This window comes from Streptomyces sp. NPDC091271 (assembly GCF_044757505.1).
Classification (GTDB): domain Bacteria; phylum Actinomycetota; class Actinomycetes; order Streptomycetales; family Streptomycetaceae; genus Streptomyces.
This window is the reverse complement of record NZ_JBIVVD010000012.1, coordinates 36,554-57,897: the sequence shown is the minus strand read 5'-3', so window position 1 is coordinate 57,897 and position 21,344 is coordinate 36,554. Positions and strand designations below refer to the sequence as shown.

Below are 21,344 nucleotides of genomic sequence, written 5' to 3'. Positions count from 1 at the left end.
CGCCCGTGTCGGTCGACCGTGATCGTCGCCCTTGAGCCTAACGACTACTCGGGGAGACGGAGTTCCAGGTCGGGCCGGGGAAGCACTCCCTCGCGGCCGACACCGGCCAGCAGGTCGGCGACGGGGCCGGCGCCGGGGAGCTGGGCCTCCGGGTCCACGTCGTGCCACGGAGCGAGGACGAAGGCGCGCTCACGGGCGCGCGGGTGGGGGAGGGTCAGCAGGGGGTCGTCGGAGACCACCTCGGCGTACGACACGATGTCGACGTCGATGGTGCGCGGTCCCCAGCGCTCCTCGCGGACGCGGTCGAAGGCCTCCTCGATGGCCTGGCCGCGCTCCAGCAGCGAGGACGGGGGCAGAGTCGTCTTCACGACGATCACCGCGTTGAAGTACGAGGGCTGGGAGCCGGGCTCGACGCCCCAGGGCTCCGTCTCGTAGACGGGGGAGACCGCTTTGACCCTGAGGCCGGGGGTGTCCTCCAGGGCGTCGATGGCGCCCTGGAGGGTCTCCAGCCGGTTGCCGAGATTGGAGCCGAGGGAGATCACGGCCCGTTTGGGGTTGGAGAGGGTGACGTCTGCCGCGTCGACCTGCTCGACCACTGCGGCGGGAACCGGCTGTACGGTCGGGTCGCTCTGCCCCTCGGTAGAAAATGCAGTCATGCTCGGCTCCGGGTGATGGTGATGGTCACGTCGTCGAAGGGGACGGTGATCGGGGCATCCGGCTTGTGGACGACGACCTCGACCTCCTCGACCCCTTCGTGCTTGAGGCACTGCTGCGCGATGCGTTCCGCGAGGGTCTCGATCAGATCGACGGGCTCACCCTTGACGACATCGACGACCTCTTCCGCCACCACGCCGTAGTGCACGGTCTTCGTCAGGTCGTCGGCGGCTGCCGCGGGGCGGGTGTCGAGGCCGAGCACCAGGTCCACGATGAAGGTCTGGCCTTCTGCCCGCTCCCGGGGGAAGACACCGTGGTGCCCACGGGCCTTGAGGCCGCGCAGCGCGACACGATCCACGCGAATCACTCCTGCTGTTCGTCGTCTCTGGAGGCACCTGGCCGCGTGCGGGCGGTGCGGTGCCGTCTTTCGAATCTACCCGCGAGCACCGACACAGCCCGCCCGCGGGGGCGCGGACCGGCCCGGCGGGGGGTTGGTAGCCGCGTATACCCCGTGATCGGGGGGCGCAATCCCCGCAACCCGCTCCGCCCGCTCAGGCAGTAGGTTCTTCGTCCTCTTCCTCGCCGGTTTCGGCCAGTACGGGGGAGCCGTGGTGGGACCAGAGCTTCCAGCCGTCCGGTGTGCGCCGGAACACATTGGTGGCGACGACGAGCTGGCCGACGAGCGGGCCGAGCGAGTTCCCCTCCTCCGCGGGGCCACCGCTGAGGATGTTCTCCGTGCAGGTCACCAGGGCGGTGTCGCCGGTCATGGCGACCCCGACATCGGTGAGGAAGAACTGGATGTACTCCGTGTTCGCCATGATCAGCGCATAGCTCCGCAGCACCTCGCCGCGGCCCGTGAGCACCGGCCAGCCCGGGTGGACGCAGGACACCGTGAGGTCCTCTCCGGGCAGCCACAGCCCGGAGAGTCCGTCGAGGTCGCCGCGTTCCATCGCCTCGTAGAACGCGGTGTTGGCCTGCTCGACCGCCGCGATGTCGGCGGCTGCCTCCTCGTGCTCGTCCCGCGGGGCGCTCACGCGGCTCCCTCGACGGCACGGGCGACCCGCACCGCGTCCGCCGTCGGCCGTACCGCGTGCACCCGGACCGCCCAGGCGCCCGCGGCCGCGGAGAGCGCGGAGACCGCGGCCGTCGCGGCGTCCCGCTCGCGGGCGGGCGGCGGGGCCGCGCCCTCGCCGGCCAGGACATGGCCGAGGAACCGCTTGCGGGAGGCGGCGACGAGCAGTGGCCTGCCCAGATCAAGGAGGCGGTCGAGGTGCGCGACCAGCGCGAGGTCCTGGGCGGCGTTCTTGGCGAAGCCCAGCCCGGGGTCGATCACCAGCTTCTCGGGGGCCACCCCACCCTCGATGACGGCCTCCATGCGCTCCCGGAGCTCCGCCACGACTTCGCCGACGACGTCCCCGTAGACCGCGCGGCTGTTCATCGACTCGCTGAAGCCGCGCCAGTGCATGACGACGAACGGCACACCGGCGTCGGCGACGACCGGGATCATGCCCGGGTCGGCGAGGCCACCGCTCACGTCGTTGACCAGGACCGCGCCGGCCGCGACGGACTGCTCGGCGACGCCGGCCCGCATGGTGTCCACGGAGATCGTGACCCCCTCGGAGGCCAGCCCGCGCACCACGGGGATCACCCGGCGCAGCTCCTCGGCCTCGTCCACCCTGCTCGCGCCCGGGCGGGTCGACTCGCCGCCGACGTCGATCAGATCCGCTCCTTCGGCCACCAGTTCGAGGCCGTGCTTGATCGCCGCCGTGGTGTCGAACCAGTGGCCTCCGTCGGAGAAGGAGTCGGGCGTCACGTTGACGACCCCCATGACCGCACAGCGGTCCCACTCCGGGAGACCCCGCACCGTGCCCCGCCCTCGCAACGTACTCATGCGCCCAGCCTAGGCCGTGTCCGAGAGGTCCCGCCCTGCCCGTGGCGCCCGGTACGCACATCGGCGGACGTCGCCGTCCCCGCCGGCCGCGTCCGGTACGGCGCCGTTACGAGGCTCCCGGCCGGGGGCCCGCGTCCCGGAATCCGCCCGCGCCGCGTTCAGCCGGACGGACGGCGGGGCGCGGGCCCGTTCAGGGGGTACCGACGCCCGCCACGGTCTCCACGGCGACCTCGGCGCGCGGCACGTCCTGTGCGTCCGCGTCGATCGAGCGGCGCAGGGCCTCATGGAGCCGGGCAGGGGTGAGCACGCCCAGGAAGCGTCCGGTGGCCTCCTTGTCGATGACGGCGATCCAGCCCGCGTCGTGCTGCAGCATCGTGGAGAAGGCCTGCTTGAGCGGCGCGCCGAGCGGGAGCCAGGCCTCCATGCGCCGGGCGTGTTCACGGACCGTGCCCGTGGCCGTCGCGCCGTCGCCCGCCGGGATCCAGCCGTGCAGATTGTCCTGGCCGTCGAGGACGACCGCCCAGCGCGCGCCGTCCGCCCGCAGCCGTTCGGTCGCCTTCGCCAGCGGATCGTCGAGATGGACGACCGGCGGCTGGTCCAGGTCGCTTTCCTCGATGGGCGTGACCGAGAGCCGCTTCAGGCCGCGGTCCGCCCCGACGAAATCGGCGACGTACGGCGTGGCCGGAGCGCCGAGCACCGTGGCCGGGGTGTCGAACTGCTCGACGCGGCCGTGCCCGTACACCGCGATCCTGTCGCCGAGGCGGACGGCTTCCTCGATGTCATGGGTGACGAACAGCACGGTCTTGCGGACCTGCGCCTGCAGTTTCAGGAATTCGTTCTGCAGCCTTTCCCGCACGACCGGATCGACCGCGCCGAAAGGCTCGTCCATCAGCAGAACCGGGGGGTCGGCCGCCAGGGCCCGGGCCACGCCGACGCGTTGGCGCTGACCGCCGGAAAGCTGCTCGGGATAGCGGCCGCCATAAACGGAGGGATCCAGTCCGACCAGTTCCAGCAGTTCAGCCGCGCGTCGCCTGCCCTTTTCCCGTCCCCAGCCGAGGAGATGGGGAACGGTCGCGGTGTTCTCCAGGACCGTCTTGTGCGGGAACAGCCCGACCTGCTGGATCACATAGCCGATACGCCGGCGGAGCCGGACGGGGTCGATGGTGGATATGTCGTCCCCGTCGAGGAATATCCGGCCCTCGGTCGGTTCGGTCAGCCGGTTCACCATTTTCATGGTGGTCGTCTTGCCGCAGCCGGAAGGCCCGACGAGCGTGACCAGTTCACCCTCGGCGACCTCGAAGGAAAGGTCGTCGACGGCGGTGGTGCCGTCCTCGTACCGCTTGGTGACGTGCTCGAAACGGATCATGATTCCCCATTGTGACGCGGGTTCTGTGAAGGCCATGTTGCCGGAATAAGACAGCCTCGGCGATTGTCGGTGGTCGGGGATAGGGTCACCCAGGACCGGACCCGGGGCGGCATCGCGAGGGCAAACAGGAGGTGGGGGCGGATGGCCGAGCAGAACTGCCTGGTGGCGAACGACTGGATCTGCGGAGAGTATCTGCGCTCCCGCAGCCACGAGTTGACCGAAGCGACCGTCCAGCACATCTGGATCACCGCGGCTTCCGTGCTGATAGGGCTCGCGGTGGCATTCCCGCTCGCACTGCTCGCGCGCCGCGGCCGGCATTTCGCGGGCCCGGTGCTGGGCCTGACGACCGTGCTCTACACCGTGCCGTCGCTGGCGATGTTCTCGCTGCTGCTGCCGTTCTTCGGACTGTCGGCCGCGCTCGTCGTCACCGGCCTGGTGCTCTATTCGCTGACCATCCTCGTACGCAACATCCTGGCGGGGCTCGAAGCGGTCCCGCAGGAGGCCAGGGAGGCCGCCGAGGGCATGGGGTACGGGCCGGTCCGCCTCCTCTGGGAGGTCGAACTCCCCCTCGCGCTGCCCGCGCTGATGGCCGGGCTGCGGATCGCCACGGTGTCGACGGTCGCGCTGACGACGGTGGGCTCGCTCGTCGGCAAGGGCGGCCTCGGCAACCTCATCGAGGACGCGCTGCCGAGCTTCTTCAAGGCACAGGTGCTCACCGCGTCCGTGCTCTGCGTGCTGCTCGCGGTGGCGGCGGATCTCCTGCTGCTCGGCGTGCAACGCCTGCTCACGCCCTGGACCCGGATACGGACGCCCGCCGGGGCATCCGCCGGGGCGGGCATCGCGAAGACGGAGGCGGTCTGATCCATGGGAGTCGTCGGGGAGGCGTGGACCTGGCTGACCACGGGAGCCAACTGGTCGGGGGACGGCGGGGCGGGACACCGGCTGGCCGAGCATCTGTACGTCAGCGGGATCGCTCTCGCGGTGGCCTGCGTCATCGCCCTGCCGGTCGCGCTGTATCTCGGCCACGTGGGCAAGGGCGGCTCGCTCGCCGTCAACATCTCCAACGTGGGGCGCGCGGTCCCGGTGTTCGCGGTGCTGGCCCTGTTCATGATGACGCCCCTGCGTAACTCCGGCTATCTGCCCACGGTCATCGCCCTGGTGCTGTTCGCCGTGCCCCCGTTGCTGACCAACGCCTACGTCGGGATGACGGAGGTGGACCGGTCGGTGGTGGAGGCCGCGCGGGGCATGGGGATGTCCGGCGGGCAGCTCTTCGTCCGGGTCGAGCTGCCGCTCGCGTACCCCATGATCATGACCGGCCTCCGGTCCGCCGCCGTCCAGGTGATCGCCACCGCCTCCATCGCCGCGATGGTCGGTCTCGGCGGCCTGGGCCGGATCATCACCGCCGGTTTCAACACCTACGACACCGCTCAGGTCTTCGCCGGTGCCGTGCTGGTCGCCCTCCTGGCCCTGGTGGTGGAGGGCGTCCTCGTGGCGCTGGACCGGATGCTGTCGCCCCTGCGGCGCCGCCGGACCGTATGAGCGCGCTGACTTTTCGGACTGTGCACACCATTTTTCGCGGACGGAGAACAACATGAGAAGGACCTCGCGCATAGCGGGTGCGGTCATCGGAGCGGTCGCGCTGGCAGGGTCGCTCGCCGCCTGCGGCGGCGACAGCCTGGAGAAGGAGAAGGGCGGTTCGGACACGGGTGCCGGATCCGGCTCCAAGAAGGGCTCACTCGTCGTGGGCGCCGCCGGCTTCACCGAGTCCAAGGTGCTCGCCGAGCTGTACGCCCAGGTCCTGGGCGGTGCCGGATACGACACCTCCATCACCACGGTGAAGAACCGCGAACTGTACGAACCCTCCCTGGAGAAGGGCGAGATCGACGTCGTACCGGAATACGCGGCGACGATCGCGGAATTCCTCAACGCCAAGGTCAACGGTGCGAAGGCGGCGGAGGCGAAGCCGGTCGCCTCGGGTGACGTGACGGCGACCGTCGCCGCTCTGGAGAAGCTCGCCACCCCGCTCGGACTGAAGGTCCTGCCGGCGGGGAAGGCGGTCGACCAGAACGCCTTCGCGGTGTCCAAGGAATTCGCCGCGAAGAACAACCTGGAGACGCTTTCCGATCTCGGCTCCTCGAAGATCAAGGTGAAGATCGCGGCGGGCGACGAGTGCGAGGTGCGCCCGTTCTGCGCGCCCGGCCTGAAGAAGACGTACGGCATCGACGTCACCGGGATCGACCCCAAGGGCGTCGGCACGCCGCAGTCCAAGCAGGCGGTCAAGGACGGTAAGGACCAGCTGGTCCTCACGACCACCACGGACGCGGTGCTCGACTCCTACGGGCTGGTGTTCCTGGAGGACGACAAGAAGCTGCAGAACGCGGACAACGTCCTTCCGGTTCTCAATGCCAAGGACGCGGGCGCGCCGGAGATCGCGGAAGCGCTCGGGAAGCTCACCGACGTACTCACCACGGAGGACCTCGCGGAACTCAACCGCAAGGTCGACGCGGAGCGCGCCAAGCCCGCCGATGCGGCCGGGGACTATCTCCGGTCGAAGGGTCTGATCAAGAAGTAGAAAGGCATGGACGAGGGCTACTTGGGAGGCCCGCCCTACCCGGACCGGAGGCACTTAGGTAACCGGCGGGGAACAGATTGCCGGGCGGTCTCCCAAGTGACTCGTACACACGGTAAATTTCGGGCCATGCCACGAGGACGCCACCGCCATTCGCCGCCCCTTCACAGAATCCTGCCCCCCGCCGTGCTGGCCGGAGTGCCGGTCGTCTGTGCCGCCGGCGCCTGGCTCCTCGGAGAACCCCTGCCGCTGCGCGTCCTGGTGGCCGTGACGGCGGCTGTGGCTGTCACCGGCGCCTGGCTGATGCGCAGCTGGGACAGGGCGGCGGGTCTGCGTGTCGCGGAGCTGAACCGCGCCAGGGCGAGCGACGAGTGGAAGACCGAGGAGCGCATAGCCGAACTCGAGGCGGACCTCGAGGAATCCAGGGAACTGCGCACCCGGCTGGAGACCAAGCTGCGCCGCAAGCGCGTGGAGCTCGCCGGGCTGCGTGGCGAACACGCCGCGCTGCTGCGCCGGTACGCCAACGCCGAGACCGAGCGGGCCAGTGCCCTGGAGGGCCGCAGGCAGCTCGCCATCGAGGCTTCCGCACCGCGCGAGCTGCTGCCCGCCCGTTCCACACCGACTCCGGGCGCCTATCTGCGGGCCGCACAGGCTCTGCAGGACCTGGGCCGCAACGCCGCGCTCCAGGAGGCGCGCCGCACGGCCGAGCCGGCCCGGCATCGCGACGTCGCCGAGCGCTCGGTGGAAAAGGACCCGGAGGGCGACAGCCCGAAGGGGAAGCACGCGGCGGTCGTCGGAGCGGGTGACCTCCAGCACCGCCGTCCGCAGGCCACCCTGCCCGCACCGCAGCTGTCCCCCGCAGCAGTGCGCCCGCCCCGCGCCGTGCCCGCGGCATCCGCCGTCGTCCCGTACGCCGCCGCGCGCCGCCACCTCGTCCCGCGGGGGAGCTTCGACTTCTTCGGCACGCAGAAGGCGAACGCCGCGATCGAGTCCGTGCAGAACGAGGACCTCGCGGACGTGGTGGGCGAAGAGGCTCTGGCGGCGCACCGTACGGGCGCGGCCGAGAACCGGGCCGTCGGCAAGGTCATCGACCTGACGGCGCACGACGAGACGGAGCAGCTGGACGTCGTCGAGCTGCGCAGCGCGATCTCCTCGTAGCGGGAGGGCCCGTAGCGGGAGGCCCGTTGCGCGAGAGCCCGTATGAGGCCGGGGCTACTTGTCGATGTCCCCGACGACGAAGAAGAGCGAGCCCAGGATCGCGACCATGTCGGCGACGAGTGTCCCCGGCAGCAGCTCGGTGAGCGCCTGGATGTTGTTGAACGAGGCGGACCGCAGCTTCAGCCGGTACGGGGTCTTCTCGCCCGTGGACACCAGGTAGTAGCCGTTGATCCCCAGAGGGTTCTCGGTCCAGGCGTAGGTGTGGCCCTCCGGCGCCTTCAGCACCTTGGGCAGCCGCTGGTTGATGGGCCCCGGCGGCAGGTCGGCCATCCGGTCCAGGCACGCGTCGGCGAGGTCCAGGGCGTTGTGCGTCTGCTCCAGGAGGCACTCGAAACGGGCCAGGCAGTCGCCCTCGGTCCGGGTGACGACCTTGAGCGTGTCCCGCAGCTCCCCGTAGGCGAGGTACGGCTCGTCGCGCCGCAGGTCGAAGTCGACACCCGAGGCCCTGGCGATCGGCCCGGACACCCCGTACGCGTGCACGGCCTCGGCGGACAGCACGCCCACCCCGCGGGTGCGGCCCCGGAAGATCTCGTTGCCGAGCACCAGCCGGTCGTACACGTCCATCCGCGAACGCACGGATGCCACGGCGTCCCTGGCCCGGCCGAGCCAGCCCGCGGGCAGGTCCTCCTTGAGGCCGCCGACCCGGTTGAACATGTAGTGCATCCGGCCGCCGGAGACCTCCTCCATCGCGGCCTGGAGCTCCTCGCGCTCCCGGAACGCGTGGAACATCGGGGTGATCCCGCCGAGTTCGAGGGGGTAGGAGCCCAGGAACATCAGGTGGTTGAGGACCCGGTTCAGCTCGGCGAGCAGCGTCCTCGTCCAGACGGCGCGCTCAGGGACCTCCATGCCGAGCATCCGCTCGACGGCCATGACGACCCCGAGCTCGTTGGAGAACGCCGACAGCCAGTCGTGGCGATTGGCGAGCATGATGATCTGCCGGTAGTCCCTGGCCTCGAAGAGCTTCTCGGCGCCTCGGTGCATATAGCCGATGACGGGCTCGGCCTGCTGGATCCGCTCGCCGTCCAGGACGAGCCGCAGCCGGAGCACACCGTGGGTGGAGGGGTGCTGCGGACCGATGTTCAGCACCATGTCGGTGCTCTCCGCCGCGCCGCCGATGCCGATCGTCGTCTCCGTCATGCGGGACAGTATCCCTCTTCACGGTCCGGGGCCCTCCTCACGGTCCGGCGCCCTCCTCACGGTCCGGGGCCCTCCTCACGGTCCGGCGCCCTCCTCACGGTCCGGGACCCGATGCCGCAGCCAGCCGAAGTCGCCCAGCCCGCCCCGCGCCGTCAGATCCGCCGCCTCACCGGCCGAGGCGAGCGCCCGGACGTAGCCGACGGGATCGGCCGACGCCTGTGCCAGCGGCGGGCGTTCGCCGCTGATGCCCAGCTCCCGCAGCGCCGTCCGCTGGTCGAGGAGCTCGGCCACACCGCCCGCCGCCGCCGCGCAGGCGTCCAGGGCCACGTGCGAGGTGAGGTCACAGCTCCCGTCGGGCACGGGTGGCACCTCACGGCCTCCGCGGAACCCGGTCAGCGTCCCGAACGGCGGCCTCGACGCCCGTACATGCGCGTAGTCGACCGCCACAGCGGACCCGCCGGCCAGCGACGCGACGGCACCCGCCCAGGCCTCGTCGCGCGGCCACCCGATCTCCGCACGGTCGCCGGGCCGGGACAGCGGCCACCAGCGGCTCAGCCATCGGGCGTCCGCCCCGGTCACCGGATCGCCGAGCCGTTCGGTGCCGTCGGCGCTCCGCACGAGGACGTAGCGGGGCACCCCGTCCGCGTCGGCCTCGGCGATGTCCGTCGGGACGTTGTCCAGCCATTCGTTGGCGAACAGCAGCCCCCGCACACCCTGCGGTGGCCGGGCGCACCACTCGATGCCCGGGTCCAGGCCCGGCGGGCGCGGGGCGAGCTCCACGGCGTACGCCCGTACGGCCAGGCCGGGGGCCAGGGTCCCGTCCCGCAGCGCCGCCAGCACCCCGGTCAACAGCTCGCCGCGGCCCGCTCCCACATCCACGAGGTCCACCGAGTCCGTCCCCAGCTCCCGTGCCGTGCCGGCCAGCAGCCGGGCGACGGCGGTGGCGAACAGAGGGGAGGCGTGCACCGAGGTACGGAAATGGCCCGCGGGACCCTCCGGGCGCCGGTAGAAGCCCTCTTCCCCGTACAAAGCGGTCTCGGCGGCTTCCCGCCAGCGGCACCAGTCATACGTCACATAGGCAAGTCTCCACCTTGGGGAGTACGGTCCCAGGACCCGGATCGGCCCTCCGGCTGACCCGGGCACCGATCAGCTGTCCCTACGCTGGGTAATGTGCAGCGCTTCTACGATTTCATCCGCAGACACCCGACGGGCGTCGACATCCTCTGGGCTGTCCTCCTCCTCGGGTTCTCCGGCGTGTCCATCGTGGCCGGCCAGGTCGGCGGTGGGCCGGAGCGCGTCGCCGCGGTGCCGATCGCGGTCGGGCTGTGCGCCGTGGTCGCGCTGCGCCGCCGCGCGCCGGAGAAGATGCTGCTGCTCGCGATCCTGATGGGGCTCGCCCAGCTGCTGTTCGGGGTGCGGCCGGACGTGGCGGACTTCGCCCTGCTGGTGATCACGTACACCGTGGCCACGGTGGGGGAGCGCTGGGCGTCCCGGCTCGCCCTCGGATGCAGTCTGGTCGCCGCGGGGATCTCCCGGCTGCGCTGGTCCGACGACGCACCGTACGGGGGCTGGGCGCAGACGCTCGGCTACGTCGTGATGATGACCGTGCCCTTCGTCCTGGCCTGGGTGCTCGGCGATTCCATACGCACCCGGCGGGCCTACTTCAGCCAGCTGGAGGAGCGGGCCGCCCGGCTGGAGCGGGAGCGCGAGGCGCAGTCGAAGGTCGCCGTCGCCGCCGAACGGGCCCGTATCGCCCGCGAACTGCACGACGTCGTCGCGCACAACGTCTCGGTGATGGTGGTCCAGGCAGACGGCGCCGCGTATGTCATGGACTCGTCCCCCGACCAGGCCCGGCAAGCCCTGGAGACCATCTCCGGCACCGGACGCCAGGCGCTCGCCGAGATGCGGCGGCTGCTCGGAGTGCTCAGGACCGGTGACTCCCCGGAGAGCGGGGAGTACGTCCCCCAGCCCGATGTCGAACAGATCGAGGAACTCGTCGGCAAGGTCAGGGAGACCGGCCTCGCGGTGGACTTCAAGATCGAGGGAACTCCGCGTCCGCTGCCGAGCGGGGTCGAGCTCACCGCGTACCGCATCGTCCAGGAGGCGCTCACCAACACCCGTAAGCACGGGGGCCCCGACGCCGGGGCGAGCGTGCGGCTGGTCTACTTCGACGACGGTCTCGGCCTGCTGGTCGAGGACGACGGCCGTGGCGCCCCGCACGAGCTCTACGAGGACGGCGGCGCGGACGGAGCGGGGCAGGGAATGATCGGCATGCGGGAGCGGGTCGGCATGGTCGGCGGCACGCTGGACGCGGGCCCGCGCCAGGGCGGCGGCTTCCGGATCAGCGCGCTGCTCCCGCTCAAGCCGGCCAACCAGTGACAGAAGGACAGGACACCCCCATGGCCATCCGCGTAATGCTCGTCGACGACCAGGTGCTGCTGCGCACCGGCTTCCGGATGGTGCTCGCCGCCCAGCCGGACATGGAGGTCGTCGCGGAGGCGGGCGACGGGGCCGAGGCGATCGAGGTCCTGCGGTCCACGGCCGTCGACGTCGTGCTGATGGACGTACGCATGCCACGGCTGGACGGCGTCGAGGCGACCCGGCGCATCTGCGCGCGGACCGAACCGCCGAAGGTGCTGATCCTGACCACCTTCGACCTGGACGAGTACGCCTTCTCCGGTCTGAAGGCGGGGGCCAGCGGCTTCATGCTCAAGGACGTGCCGCCCGGCGAGCTGCTCTCCGCCATCCGTGCGGTGCACAGCGGCGACGCGGTGGTGGCCCCGTCCACGACCCGCAGGCTGCTCGACCGGTTCTCGCCGATGCTGCCCAGCGGCAAGAAGGAACCCCGGCACAAGCATGTCGAGAAGCTGACCGAGCGCGAGCGCGAAGTGATGCTGCTCGTCGCGCAGGGACTGTCGAACGGCGAGATCGCGGCCCGCCTGGTGCTGTCCGAGGCGACCGTGAAGACCCACGTGGGCCGCATCCTCACCAAACTCGGCCTGCGCGACCGGGTCCAGGTCGTCGTCCTCGCGTACGAGACGGGGCTGGTGCGGGCAGGCGGCGGGGCGGGCTGACCGCTCCTCAGCGGGGCGGCCGGACAAGGGAGTCGGCCGGACAAGGAGTCGGCCGGAACCCCGCGCGGTTCACCGCAGCACGCCCTCCAGGAAGTCGCTGCCCAGGCGTGCCACGACCGTCAGGTCCAGCGAGTGCAGGACGTACCGTCCGCGCCGGCGGGTGGTGACCAGACCGGCCTTCTTGAGCAGCGCCAGGTGGCGGGAGACCTCGGGGGGCGTGATGCCGTGCGACTCGGCGAGTTCACCGGTGGTGTACGGCGAGCGGGCCAGGTTGCGGCAGAGCCTCATCCGCATGGGGTGGGCCAGCGCCTCCATCCGGAGCTGGAGCAGCTCGACGGAGGCGGGGGAGGGCAGTTCGGGGCGGTGCACCGGGTAGTGGATCACCGGGCGCCAGCCGGGGGCGTGCAGCACCATCAGATGCGGCCAGCCGAAGCTGGTCGGGATGAGGGTGAGGCCGGTGCCCGCCGCCGATCCCGTGGCCTCGGTCCGGCCCGTGGTCAGCTTGTCGGCGCTGATCCTGCCGGTCCCCTCGTCCAGAGACAGGGCCGCGGAGACCGCACCCAGGGCCGCGCCGACGCCCTTGTGCCGCAGCACCTCGGTCTTGTGCCGGGCGTCGGCGACCAGCTGGACCTGGGTGCGCCGCCAGGTGTCGGCGAAGAAGGCCTGGTCGCAGTCCTCGAAGAGGCGCCGGACCCAGCCGCGCACGGAGCCGGGGCCGGCCAGCAGCTGCCGGGTGAAGGCGAGCTGCTTCGGTCCCCTGGCCGCCGCCATGTCGAGAGCGCGGGTCCGCATCCCGGCGTCGGTGAGCGGCGAGGGCGCTCCCGTTCCGTACAGGCTCGCGCAGGTGAACTCCAGGGCCGCCGAGACGAACCGCTCGTCATCGAGCCTGTCCAGGATGTCCAGGTCCTCGGCGAGGGTCGATCCGGTCCTGCCGTCCCCGCCTCGCACACCGGCGAACGGCATGAAGACGTCGGAGAAGGTGTTCCGCCACAGGAACTCCGCCTCGTGGAGCCGGTCCGCGAGGTCCGGTTCCAGGGCCGCGGAGGTCGCGGTCGCCCAGCCGTGCAGGCCGGGGTGGTGGCCGGGCTCGGAGAGCGCATGGAGGGCGAGCCCCAGCTCGGCGAGAGGGGAGGTCTCGAAAACGATGCGCTCGGGAGGCAGGCCGGCGATGTCGATGTGCACACTCACCCCTCCATGGTGCGGGGTGCGGGGGCGAGGGCCGACGTCACTTGACTGCGGCCGTCAATCCACGGGCGGGCCTGCCGGGCCGGGGTCAGGCTGGATTCATGGACACCGTTCAGCAGTACATGTTCGACAGCTACCGCGCCGCGCAGCACGGTGAGGCCCCGCCCCCGCCGCCCGGCGCGCACGACCGGGACGTCCTGCGCACCATCCGCAGGCGCATCCGCGTCTGGACGGCCGCGCACCGCCCGCCCTACTCCTGAGGTGACGCCTCCTCCTGGAGCCGCGCCACGAAATCCGCCACCGCTTCCCGCACGTCGCCGGCCGTCCACTCCAGCCCCGGCGCCGCCACCGTGACCTCGGTGAACGAGAGTCCGGGCGGCCCGGCCGGAGCCGCGAACCAGCGGCGGAAGAGCGTCACGCCCGTCTCCTCGGCCTGCCGCACCGACGCCTCGTCCAGCACGTCCGCGGCGTAGGGCAGCCAGACCTGGAACTGGTGCGTGTGTGGCGGCTCGGGGTGCACCCGGAACCACGGCACCGCCGACCCCGCGAGGCCGTCCGCCAGAGCACCGGCGACCACCTTCGCGTGCGCCACGTACGAGGGCAGCCTCGGCAGCTCCCGCTCCAGGCCCAGCAGGGCGGAGAGGGCGGCGGGGTACTGCTGGAAGACCTGGCCGCCGTACCTGTGGCGCCAGGTCCTCGCCTCCTCGATCAGGGACTCGGAGCCCGCGAGCACCGCTCCGGACAGCCCGTCAAGGGACTTGTAGAACGACACGTAGACACTGTCGGCGAGCGCCGTGATCTCCGGCAGGCCGCGCCCGAGGTGCGACGTGCACTCCCACAGGCGTGCCCCGTCCAGATGCACCACCGCGTCCCGCTCCCGTGCCGCGGCCACGACGGCCTCCAGCTCCTCCCAGGAGGGCAGGGCGAAGCCGGCGTCACGCAGCGGCAGCTCCAGCATCAGCGTGCCGAACGGCTCGGGGAAGTCCCGGATCTCGTCCGCCGTGGGCTGCCGGGGCTCGGTCGTCGGATGCACCGTACGCAGGCCGCTCACCGAGGTGAGCGCGCCGCGTTCGTGCACCTCCGGATGGGCCAGGGGGTGCAGAGCCACGGTCGGGTTGCCCGTGCGCCCCGCCCAGCAGCGCAGCGCGACCTGCTGGGCCATCGTCCCGGTCGGGAAGAACGCGGCGGCCTCCATGCCCAGCAGGCCGGCCGTGCGCCGCTCCACCTCGGCGACGACCCCGCCGCCGTAGACGTCCGTCCAGTCACCCAGGTCGTGGACCGTGCCGGCGTCGGCGGCCAGGGCGGCCAGGCGGCCGGCCAGCGTGTGGTCCGCGGACATCCGCGCCAGCACCTTTCCGGACCGCTGCCACGCGGTCAGCCTGCGGTGTCGCTGCTTCTGCTCCTCGGTGTCTCCCATGGGACGATCATCACCCGGACCGCTGACGGCGCCCATTCCGGGTTCTCCCTCCGCCAGAAGTTATCCACAGGCTGTGGACGGCTGGGGTGCGTGACGAAACGCTGGCGTAGCATGCAGAGGAATCGTCCGGTACCCCCCGCGGACTGGAACGGAAGGCCATCGCCGCGTGAACGCATCAGTTTCCAAGGAAGCCCTCGACGCGAGGGACCGCCCCGCCCGTCTCACCGTCGGCGTCGTCGGCGCGGGACGGGTCGGCCCCGCCCTCGCCGCCTCGCTGCAGCTCGCCGGGCACCGCCCGGTCGCGGTGTCGGGCGTCTCCGACGCATCCGTGCGCCGGGCCGCCGCACTGCTCCCCGACGTCCCCCTGGTGACCCCCGCCGAGGTCCTCGCACGCGCCGAGCTCGTGCTGCTGACCGTCCCCGACGACGCCCTGCCCGGCCTGGTCGAAGGCCTCGCCGAGACCGGCGCCGTACGACCGGGCCAGCTGCTCGTCCACACCTCCGGCAGGTACGGCACGAAGGTGCTCGACCCCGCGCTGCGGGCCGGCGCCCTCCCGCTCGCCCTGCATCCGGCGATGACCTTCACCGGCAGCTCCGTCGACGTACAGCGGCTGGCGGGCTGCTCCTTCGGGGTGACCGCCCCCGAGGAGCTGAGGCTCGCCGCGGAGGCGCTCGTCATCGAGATGGGCGGCGAGCCCGAGTGGATCGCCGAAGAGTCCCGGCCGCTCTACCACGCGGCGCTCGCCCTCGGGGCGAACCACCTGGTCACCCTCGTCGCGCAGTCCATGGACCTGCTCCGCAAGGCCGGTGTGGGCGCGCCCGACCGGATGCTCGGCCCCCTGCTCGGCGCCGCGCTCGACAACGCCCTGCGCTCCGGTGACGCGGCACTGACCGGCCCCGTCGCCCGGGGCGACGCGGGGACGGTCTCCGCGCACATCCGCGAGCTGCGCGCCCACGCTCCGCAGACGGTGGCCGGATATCTCGCCATGGCGCGCGCCACGGCCGACCGGGCCCTCGACCACGGGCTGCTCAAGCCCGAGTTCGCGGAGGACCTCCTCGGCGTCCTGTCCGACAGTGTGAACGGAACGAACGGAAAACACGGGCCGGACGCATCCGGGCCGGGGGAGAAGCGATGAACACCGCACCCGCCACCCTGCTGCGCTCCACCGCGGAGCTGGACGCCCTCGGCAAGGCCGCCGGGACACGCCGCGCCGTCGTGATGACGATGGGCGCGCTGCACGACGGCCACGCCACGCTGATCCGGGCCGCGCGGGCCGCCGCCGGGCCCGACGGCCAGGTCGTGGTCACCGTCTTCGTCAACCCCCTCCAGTTCGGCGAGGCCGCCGACCTCGACCGCTACCCCCGCACCCTGGAGGCCGACCTCGCCGTCGCCTCGGAGGCCGGTGCGGACGCGGTCTTCGCCCCTTCCGTCGACGAGGTGTACCCCGGTGGCGAGCCGCAGGTCAGGATCGTCGCGGGCCCCATGGGCGAGCGGCTGGAAGGCGCGGCCCGTCCCGGGCACTTCGACGGCATGCTCACCGTCGTCGCCAAGCTCCTGCACCTCACCCGGCCGGACGCGGCGTTCTTCGGGCAGAAGGACGTCCAGCAGCTGGCGCTGGTGCGCCGGATGGTGCGCGACCTCAACTTCGGCACCGACATCGTCGCGGTGCCGACCGTCCGCGACCCCGACGGCCTGGCGCTCTCCAGCCGCAACCGCTTCCTCTCCGCCGAGGAGCGACGGACCGCGCTGGCCCTGCCCAGGGCCCTGTTCGCCGCCCGCGACCGGCTGGTCGCCCAGCAGACGCTGCACGCCCGCGCTCGGACGGTCCCGGAGCGCGAGGGCCGCGCCGCCGCCCTCAACCAGCTCGGAGAGGTCCGTGCGGCCGCCGACACCCAGGCCGTGGCGCTGGCCCGGCCGACCGTCGCAGCCGCAGCGGTGCTGGCCGCCGCCCGGGCCGTCCTGGACGAGGCGGCGGAGGAAGCGGTGCCGCTCACCCTGGACTATGTGGCGCTCGTGGACCCGGCGGACTTCACCGAGGTGCCCGACGACCGCGTCAGCGGCGAGACGGTCCTCGTCGTCGCGGCGCGCGTGGGAGCCACCCGCCTGATCGACAACATCCCGCTGACCCTCGGAGCTCTCACGTGACCGGAATACGGCTGACCGCCCCCGCCCCCGGCTGGGCCATCGACGCGGACGTCGTCGTGGTCGGCTCCGGCGTGGCCGGTCTCACCACCGCACTGCGCTGCGCCGCGGCCGGCCTCGCGACCGTGGTCGTCACCAAGGCCCGCCTCGACGACGGCTCCACCCGCTGGGCGCAGGGCGGCATCGCGGCCGCGCTCGGCGAGGGCGACACCCCTGAGCAGCACCTCGACGACACCCTGGTCGCCGGGGCCGGCCTCTGCGACGAGACGGCGGTGCGCGCCCTGGTCACCGAGGGGCCCGGCGCCGTACGCCGGCTGATCGACACCGGGGCGCACTTCGACACCACCGACACCGGCGCGATCGCCCTGACCCGTGAGGGCGGCCACCACCGCCGCCGAATCGCGCACGCGGGGGGTGACGCGACGGGTGCCGAGATCTCCCGCGCCCTGGTCGAGGCGGTCCGCTCGGCCGCCCTGCGCATCATCGAGAACGCCCTGGTCCTGGACCTGATCACGGACGCCGAAGGCCGTACGGAGGGCGTCACCCTGCACGTCATGGGCGAGGGCCAGCACGACGGCGTGGGCGCCGTCCACGCCCCGGCGGTGGTGCTCGCCACCGGTGGCATGGGACAGGTCTTCTCGGCCACCACCAACCCGCCGGTCTCCACGGGCGACGGGGTGGCACTGGCGCTGCGGGCGGGCGCCGAGGTCTCGGACCTCGAATTCGTGCAGTTCCATCCGACCGTCCTGTTTCTCGGCGCCGACTCCGAGGGCCAGCAGCCGCTCGTGTCCGAAGCGGTACGGGGCGAGGGCGCCCACCTCGTCGACGCCTCCGGCACCCGCTTCATGCTCGGGCAGCACGAGCTGGCCGAGCTGGCCCCCCGCGACATCGTCGCCAAGGCCATCACCCGTCAGATGCACCTGCACGGCACCGAGCACATGTATCTCGACGCCCGCCACTTCGGCGCCGCGATGTGGGAACAGCGCTTCCCGACGATCCTCGCCGCCTGCCGCGCGCACGGCATCGACCCGGTCACGCAGGCGATCCCGGTGGCCCCCGCCGCGCACTACGCCTCGGGCGGCATACGTACGGACCTCCGGGGCCGTACGACGGTGCCGGGCCTGTACGCCTGCGGCGAGGTCGCCTGCACGGGCGTGCACGGCGCCAACCGGCTGGCGTCCAACTCCCTCCTGGAGGGCCTGGTCTTCGCCGAGCGCATCGCGGCCGACATCGTGGGCCGGCCCCGGACCGATTCCGGGGCCGCTTCCCGGCGCACCCCCGTGGCGGAACCCGCCGGGGCCCGTACCGTCCCGCTGCTCACCGCCGAGTCGCGGACCGCGATCCAGCGGATCATGACCAGGGGCGCAGGGGTGATCAGATCCGCCGGCGGCCTCGCCGTCGCGGCCGGGGAGCTGGATGCCCTCCAGCGTGCGGCGACCGCTGCCGGGAAGGACGGCCCCAAGGACGCCGTACCCGGGGTGGAGGCGTGGGAGGCCACGAACCTCCTCCTGGTCTCGCAGGTGCTGGTCGCCGCCGCGCGGGAGCGCGAGGAGACACGCGGCTGCCACTGGCGCGAGGACCGTCCCGAGCGCGACGACGACGCCTGGCGCCGCCACCTGGTCGTCCGCGTCGACCCGTACCTGCGGCCCGTCGTCCGCACGACGGACACTTCCGCGTTCCCGCCCGTACGCCCCGGAGACCCGGCAGACTCCGCACTGCCTGCAGGCCTCCCGAACCGCCCAGCCGACGCCCCCGAGGAGCCGTAACCGTGAGCACGCCCGAAGAGAATCCGCGCCCCACACCTGTGGACGTACCGCTGATCCACATCGGCGCCCCCGCCGAGTCCGGTGGTGGCTGCGGCGACGACTGCGGCTGCGGTGACGGATACGACCCCGACGGCCTGGAGTGCGGCCTCGACCCCGCCCTGGCCCAGCTCCTGGCGGAAGCCGGACTGGACCCGGTGCAGGTCGAGGACATCGCCCACGTCGCGATCGAGGAGGACCTCGACGGAGGCGAGGACGTCACCACCGTGGCGACCGTCCCGGTGGACTCCGTCGCCACCGGCGACTTCACCGCCCGTGAGGCCGGCGTGGTCGCGGGTCTGCGCGTCGCCGAGGCCGTCCTCTCCATCGTCTGTACCGACGAGTTCGAGGTCGAGCGCCACGTCGAGGACGGCGACCGCGTCGCGCCCGGGCAGAAGCTGCTCACGGTGACCACGCGCACCCGTGACCTGCTCACCGGCGAGCGCAGCGCGCTCAACCTGCTGTGCAGGCTCTCCGGCATCGCGACGGCGACCCGTGCCTGGGCCGACGTGCTCGAGGGCACGAAGGCCGAGGTCCGCGACACCCGCAAGACCACCCCGGGGCTGCGCGCCCTGGAGAAGTACGCCGTGCGCTGCGGCGGCGGGGTCAACCACCGCATGTCGCTCGTGGACGCGGCACTGGTCAAGGACAACCACGTGATCGCGGCGGGTGGCGTCGCCGAGGCTTTCCGGCGGGTCAGGAAGGCGTACCCGGAGCTCGCGATCGAGGTCGAGGTGGACACCCTGGAGCAGGTCCACGAGGTGCTCGAAGCGGGGGCCGACCTGATCCTGCTGGACAACTTCACCCCGACGGCGACCGCCGAGGCGGTCGCCCTCGTCGGCGGCCGTGCGGTGCTGGAGTCCTCGGGCCGGCTGACCCTCGACTCCGCCCGCGCCTACGCGGAGGCCGGCGTCGACTACCTGGCGGTCGGCGCGCTCACGCACTCCTCCCCGATCCTCGACATCGGCCTGGACTTCCGCGACACCGCGGCCGGGCCCGACGGGGCCGACGCCTGATGCTGCTCACCATCGACGTGGGCAACTCCCACACCGTCCTCGGCCTGTTCGACGGCGAGGAGATCGTCGAGCACTGGCGGATCTCCACCGACGCCCGCCGTACCGCCGACGAGCTCGCCGTCCTGCTCCAGGGGCTGATGGGCATGCACCCGCTGCTCGGCGTCGAGCTCGGCGACGGCATCGAGGGCATCGCGATCTGCTCGACCGTCCCCGCCGTCCTGCACGAGCTCCGCGAGGTCACCCGCCGCTATTACGGCGATGTTCCCGCGGTCCTCGTGGAGCCGGGCGTGAAGACCGGCGTCCCGGTCCTCACCGACAACCCGAAGGAGGTCGGCGCGGACCGCATCATCAACGCGGTCGCCGCGGTCGAGCTCTACGGCGGCCCGGCCATCGTCGTCGACCTGGGCACGGCCACGACCTTCGACGCGGTCTCCGCGCGCGGCGAGTACACGGGCGGGGTGATCGCGCCGGGCATCGAGATCTCCGTGGAGGCGCTCGGGGTGAAGGGCGCCCAACTGCGCAAGATCGAGCTGGCGCGGCCCCGCAGCGTCATCGGCAAGAACACCGTCGAGGCCATGCAGTCCGGCATCGTCTACGGATTCGCGGGCCAGATCGACGGCGTGGTCGAGCGCATGAAGAAGGAGCTGGCGGCCGACCCCGACGAGGTCACCGTCATCGCGACCGGCGGCCTTGCTCCGATGGTGTTGGGTGAGTCCTCGGTCATCGACGAGCACGAGCCCTGGCTGACCCTCATCGGGCTGCGTCTCGTGTACGAGCGGAACATCGCCCGGATGTAGGGCGCGCCCGCGACCACCTGCGGGAACGAGCCGGCGGCGCGGAGCAGGGCGCCGCGCCGCCGAGCGGTTGGTTAAGCCGATTTTGTCCATTTAGCACGTATTGTCGCGTCATGCCCACGCCCTACGGATCACGCGGCGGCATGGCGTTCAGCGCGGACGAGCTCCGGGTGCTCCGACGTGCTCTCGCCAACGCCCTCCACCCCACGCCCCTGCCGGAAGAGGATGTCCAGGACTGCCTGCGCCTCGCGGGCGCGGTGGACGAGGTGGTGAGCGAGGCGGGCCGGCTGCGCGCCTTCCTCCTCGCCGATCTCGCCCGCTACCGCGACGCGCTCCCCGGCTCGCTCAGCGGCTACCTGGAGCTCCTCCAGGACGCCCTGGCGGCCGGCTACGACCCCCGGCCGGACGATCTCGCGGCCTTGCGCGCTCTGCGCGCGGGGCCGGTCGCGGCGGCCCTGCTGGAGCGCTGCCAGGTGCTGGCCGAGCGCTCGGTGCGGGCGCGCCTGGCCGGTCGCGCGGTGCCCGTGACGACGCCCGCGCCGCGTGGCCGGCTGCTGGCTCTGCGCGGCGGCCTGTCGGCGGCCAAGGAGCCCGAGCGGCCCCGGACCCCGTCGCGGCCGGCCGAGCCGGCCCGCCCTCCGGCCCCGGGCGAGCGCCCGATGCCGAAGCCGTCCGAGGTCTTCCCGCCCCGTCGCCGGCCCGCTCCGGCGCCGCCGGCCGAGGAGCGCGCCGTGTCCTGAGGTGCCGACGCGCCTGAGGGGTGCCCGGGAGTGGCCGGAATGCCGGGCTCGCTACCCTGGATGTCATGGACTACGTATCCGCGCTCGTTCCCCCCGTGGTGATGGCCGTCTTCTTCATCGGCCTCGTCAGGACGATCATCAAGAGCCAGGGCGGCCCGAACAAGGCCAAGGAGGACGCCGCGGTGGACGCGGCGCTCGCCCGCGCCGAATCGGCCCGGCAGGCTCCGAGGCCCGAGGGCGCCTGACCCGGCCCGAGCATGAAGGGCGCACGGCTCCCCGGAGTCGTGCGCCCTTTTTTCGTCCCGGAATTATCCCATTCCAGACATCTAGCACTAAGGT

General features: G+C 72.2%; 23 protein-coding genes. 14 read left to right on the top strand and 9 right to left on the bottom strand.

All coding sequences use genetic code 11. The features are described 5' to 3' along the window. Positions 1 to 44 precede the first annotated feature (44 nt). The 5 genes from folK to ACIQM3_RS36190 form a co-directional block, all read right to left on the bottom strand. Positions 45 to 656 carry a 2-amino-4-hydroxy-6-hydroxymethyldihydropteridine diphosphokinase gene (gene folK / locus ACIQM3_RS36210; protein ID WP_356713805.1) on the bottom strand — a complete coding sequence of 204 codons (612 nt, stop codon included), beginning with the start codon at positions 654 to 656 and terminating at the stop codon, positions 45 to 47. Next, positions 653 to 1,012, bottom strand: coding sequence for a dihydroneopterin aldolase (folB, locus tag ACIQM3_RS36205; RefSeq protein ID WP_401632277.1), 360 nt, complete (start codon positions 1,010 to 1,012; stop codon positions 653 to 655). The genes folK and folB overlap by 4 nt, the downstream gene beginning before the upstream one ends. 193 nt (positions 1,013 to 1,205) lie before the next feature. Next, positions 1,206 to 1,688 (bottom strand): nuclear transport factor 2 family protein, encoded by a 483-nt coding sequence (locus ACIQM3_RS36200; protein ID WP_401632275.1) that lies wholly within the window; start codon positions 1,686 to 1,688, stop codon positions 1,206 to 1,208. Further along, the gene (folP, locus tag ACIQM3_RS36195) at positions 1,685 to 2,545 is read right to left on the bottom strand and encodes a dihydropteroate synthase (protein WP_401632272.1); all 861 of its coding nucleotides are present in this window, start codon (positions 2,543 to 2,545) and stop codon (positions 1,685 to 1,687) included. Before folP ends, ACIQM3_RS36200 begins: the two co-directional genes overlap by 4 nt. A gap of 190 nt (positions 2,546 to 2,735) precedes the next feature. Further along, a complete protein-coding gene (locus ACIQM3_RS36190) occupies positions 2,736 to 3,911 on the bottom strand; it encodes an ABC transporter ATP-binding protein (RefSeq protein WP_401632269.1) in 1,176 nt (391 codons plus the stop codon). Between the two features lie 141 nt (positions 3,912 to 4,052). On the opposite strand from ACIQM3_RS36190, the gene ACIQM3_RS36185 reads away from it, so the two are divergent. The 4 genes from ACIQM3_RS36185 (at position 4,053) to ACIQM3_RS36170 (ending at position 7,638) form a co-directional block, all read left to right on the top strand. Then, positions 4,053 to 4,772, top strand: coding sequence for an ABC transporter permease (locus ACIQM3_RS36185; RefSeq protein WP_401632266.1), 720 nt, complete (start codon positions 4,053 to 4,055; stop codon positions 4,770 to 4,772). Positions 4,773 to 4,775: 3 nt separating this feature from the next. Continuing rightward, positions 4,776 to 5,450, top strand: a complete 675-nt coding sequence (locus ACIQM3_RS36180; protein WP_401632263.1) for an ABC transporter permease — start codon at positions 4,776 to 4,778, stop codon at positions 5,448 to 5,450. A 52-nt stretch (positions 5,451 to 5,502) separates the two neighbouring features. Beyond that, positions 5,503 to 6,483: a glycine betaine ABC transporter substrate-binding protein gene (locus tag ACIQM3_RS36175; RefSeq protein WP_401632261.1), complete on the top strand. Its 981-nt coding sequence runs from the start codon at positions 5,503 to 5,505 to the stop codon at positions 6,481 to 6,483. A 126-nt stretch (positions 6,484 to 6,609) separates the two neighbouring features. After that, entirely contained in the window at positions 6,610 to 7,638 is a 1,029-nt protein-coding gene (locus tag ACIQM3_RS36170; protein WP_401632258.1) for a hypothetical protein, read from the top strand. A 54-nt stretch (positions 7,639 to 7,692) separates the two neighbouring features. On the opposite strand, the gene ACIQM3_RS36165 is transcribed toward ACIQM3_RS36170, so the two are convergent. Together ACIQM3_RS36165 and ACIQM3_RS36160 are read right to left on the bottom strand one after the other, a co-directional pair. Beyond that, complete coding sequence (locus ACIQM3_RS36165; protein ID WP_351279827.1) at positions 7,693 to 8,835, bottom strand: NADH-quinone oxidoreductase subunit D; 1,143 nt, start codon at positions 8,833 to 8,835, stop codon at positions 7,693 to 7,695. A gap of 75 nt (positions 8,836 to 8,910) precedes the next feature. Further along, the gene (locus tag ACIQM3_RS36160; RefSeq protein WP_401632255.1) at positions 8,911 to 9,909 is read right to left on the bottom strand and encodes an SAM-dependent methyltransferase; all 999 of its coding nucleotides are present in this window, start codon (positions 9,907 to 9,909) and stop codon (positions 8,911 to 8,913) included. Between the two features lie 96 nt (positions 9,910 to 10,005). Here ACIQM3_RS36160 and ACIQM3_RS36155 point away from each other — a divergent pair, with 96 nt between their 5' ends. Then, on the top strand, positions 10,006 to 11,214 hold the full coding sequence (locus tag ACIQM3_RS36155; RefSeq protein ID WP_401632252.1) for a sensor histidine kinase: 1,209 nt from the start codon (positions 10,006 to 10,008) through the stop codon (positions 11,212 to 11,214). A 20-nt stretch (positions 11,215 to 11,234) separates the two neighbouring features. Beyond that, a complete protein-coding gene (locus ACIQM3_RS36150) occupies positions 11,235 to 11,909 on the top strand; it encodes a response regulator (protein WP_401632249.1) in 675 nt (224 codons plus the stop codon). Between the two features lie 69 nt (positions 11,910 to 11,978). Here ACIQM3_RS36150 and ACIQM3_RS36145 read toward each other — a convergent pair whose 3' ends face one another. Continuing rightward, the gene (locus ACIQM3_RS36145; protein WP_401632402.1) at positions 11,979 to 13,091 is read right to left on the bottom strand and encodes a DUF5937 family protein; all 1,113 of its coding nucleotides are present in this window, start codon (positions 13,089 to 13,091) and stop codon (positions 11,979 to 11,981) included. 104 nt (positions 13,092 to 13,195) lie between these two features. Here ACIQM3_RS36145 and ACIQM3_RS36140 point away from each other — a divergent pair, with 104 nt between their 5' ends. Continuing rightward, entirely contained in the window at positions 13,196 to 13,354 is a 159-nt protein-coding gene (locus ACIQM3_RS36140; protein WP_401632246.1) for a hypothetical protein, read from the top strand. On the opposite strand, the gene ACIQM3_RS36135 is transcribed toward ACIQM3_RS36140, so the two are convergent. Continuing rightward, positions 13,345 to 14,511, bottom strand: a complete 1,167-nt coding sequence (locus ACIQM3_RS36135) for a threonine aldolase family protein (RefSeq protein WP_401632243.1) — start codon at positions 14,509 to 14,511, stop codon at positions 13,345 to 13,347. The two genes, ACIQM3_RS36140 and ACIQM3_RS36135, sit on opposite strands and share 10 nt — an antisense overlap. A gap of 166 nt (positions 14,512 to 14,677) precedes the next feature. Here ACIQM3_RS36135 and ACIQM3_RS36130 point away from each other — a divergent pair, with 166 nt between their 5' ends. The 7 genes from ACIQM3_RS36130 to ACIQM3_RS36100 all read left to right on the top strand — a co-directional run bounded on the left by ACIQM3_RS36130 (position 14,678) and on the right by ACIQM3_RS36100 (position 21,250). After that, on the top strand, positions 14,678 to 15,646 hold the full coding sequence (locus ACIQM3_RS36130; protein ID WP_401632241.1) for a Rossmann-like and DUF2520 domain-containing protein: 969 nt from the start codon (positions 14,678 to 14,680) through the stop codon (positions 15,644 to 15,646). Beyond that, positions 15,643 to 16,656: a pantoate--beta-alanine ligase gene (panC, locus tag ACIQM3_RS36125; RefSeq protein WP_401632239.1), complete on the top strand. Its 1,014-nt coding sequence runs from the start codon at positions 15,643 to 15,645 to the stop codon at positions 16,654 to 16,656. Before ACIQM3_RS36130 ends, panC begins: the two co-directional genes overlap by 4 nt. Further along, on the top strand, positions 16,653 to 18,419 hold the full coding sequence (locus ACIQM3_RS36120) for an L-aspartate oxidase (RefSeq protein ID WP_401632237.1): 1,767 nt from the start codon (positions 16,653 to 16,655) through the stop codon (positions 18,417 to 18,419). The genes panC and ACIQM3_RS36120 overlap by 4 nt, the downstream gene beginning before the upstream one ends. Before the next feature lie 2 nt (positions 18,420 to 18,421). Further along, positions 18,422 to 19,471, top strand: coding sequence for a carboxylating nicotinate-nucleotide diphosphorylase (nadC, locus tag ACIQM3_RS36115; RefSeq protein ID WP_401632234.1), 1,050 nt, complete (start codon positions 18,422 to 18,424; stop codon positions 19,469 to 19,471). After that, positions 19,471 to 20,268 carry a type III pantothenate kinase gene (locus ACIQM3_RS36110; protein WP_031091045.1) on the top strand — a complete coding sequence of 266 codons (798 nt, stop codon included), beginning with the start codon at positions 19,471 to 19,473 and terminating at the stop codon, positions 20,266 to 20,268. Before nadC ends, ACIQM3_RS36110 begins: the two co-directional genes overlap by 1 nt. Before the next feature lie 140 nt (positions 20,269 to 20,408). Then, positions 20,409 to 21,005 (top strand): hypothetical protein, encoded by a 597-nt coding sequence (locus tag ACIQM3_RS36105; RefSeq protein WP_401632399.1) that lies wholly within the window; start codon positions 20,409 to 20,411, stop codon positions 21,003 to 21,005. A 65-nt stretch (positions 21,006 to 21,070) separates the two neighbouring features. Continuing rightward, on the top strand, positions 21,071 to 21,250 hold the full coding sequence (locus tag ACIQM3_RS36100; RefSeq protein WP_104786906.1) for a hypothetical protein: 180 nt from the start codon (positions 21,071 to 21,073) through the stop codon (positions 21,248 to 21,250). Positions 21,251 to 21,344: the final 94 nt, after the last annotated feature.

Coding starts and splice junctions, on each gene's coding strand:
- ACIQM3_RS36175 (WP_401632261.1), top strand. CDS start 5,503: ATGAGAAGGACCTCGCGCATAGCGGGTGCGGTCATCGGAGCGGTCGCG.
- ACIQM3_RS36190 (WP_401632269.1), bottom strand. CDS start 3,911: ATGATCCGTTTCGAGCACGTCACCAAGCGGTACGAGGACGGCACCACC.
- ACIQM3_RS36105 (WP_401632399.1), top strand. CDS start 20,409: ATGGCGTTCAGCGCGGACGAGCTCCGGGTGCTCCGACGTGCTCTCGCC.
- ACIQM3_RS36185 (WP_401632266.1), top strand. CDS start 4,053: ATGGCCGAGCAGAACTGCCTGGTGGCGAACGACTGGATCTGCGGAGAG.
- ACIQM3_RS36170 (WP_401632258.1), top strand. CDS start 6,610: ATGCCACGAGGACGCCACCGCCATTCGCCGCCCCTTCACAGAATCCTG.
- ACIQM3_RS36180 (WP_401632263.1), top strand. CDS start 4,776: ATGGGAGTCGTCGGGGAGGCGTGGACCTGGCTGACCACGGGAGCCAAC.
- ACIQM3_RS36140 (WP_401632246.1), top strand. CDS start 13,196: ATGGACACCGTTCAGCAGTACATGTTCGACAGCTACCGCGCCGCGCAG.
- ACIQM3_RS36110 (WP_031091045.1), top strand. CDS start 19,471: ATGCTGCTCACCATCGACGTGGGCAACTCCCACACCGTCCTCGGCCTG.
- folK (WP_356713805.1), bottom strand. CDS start 656: ATGACTGCATTTTCTACCGAGGGGCAGAGCGACCCGACCGTACAGCCG.
- ACIQM3_RS36135 (WP_401632243.1), bottom strand. CDS start 14,511: ATGGGAGACACCGAGGAGCAGAAGCAGCGACACCGCAGGCTGACCGCG.
- folP (WP_401632272.1), bottom strand. CDS start 2,545: ATGAGTACGTTGCGAGGGCGGGGCACGGTGCGGGGTCTCCCGGAGTGG.
- ACIQM3_RS36165 (WP_351279827.1), bottom strand. CDS start 8,835: ATGACGGAGACGACGATCGGCATCGGCGGCGCGGCGGAGAGCACCGAC.
- ACIQM3_RS36150 (WP_401632249.1), top strand. CDS start 11,235: ATGGCCATCCGCGTAATGCTCGTCGACGACCAGGTGCTGCTGCGCACC.
- panC (WP_401632239.1), top strand. CDS start 15,643: ATGAACACCGCACCCGCCACCCTGCTGCGCTCCACCGCGGAGCTGGAC.
- ACIQM3_RS36100 (WP_104786906.1), top strand. CDS start 21,071: ATGGACTACGTATCCGCGCTCGTTCCCCCCGTGGTGATGGCCGTCTTC.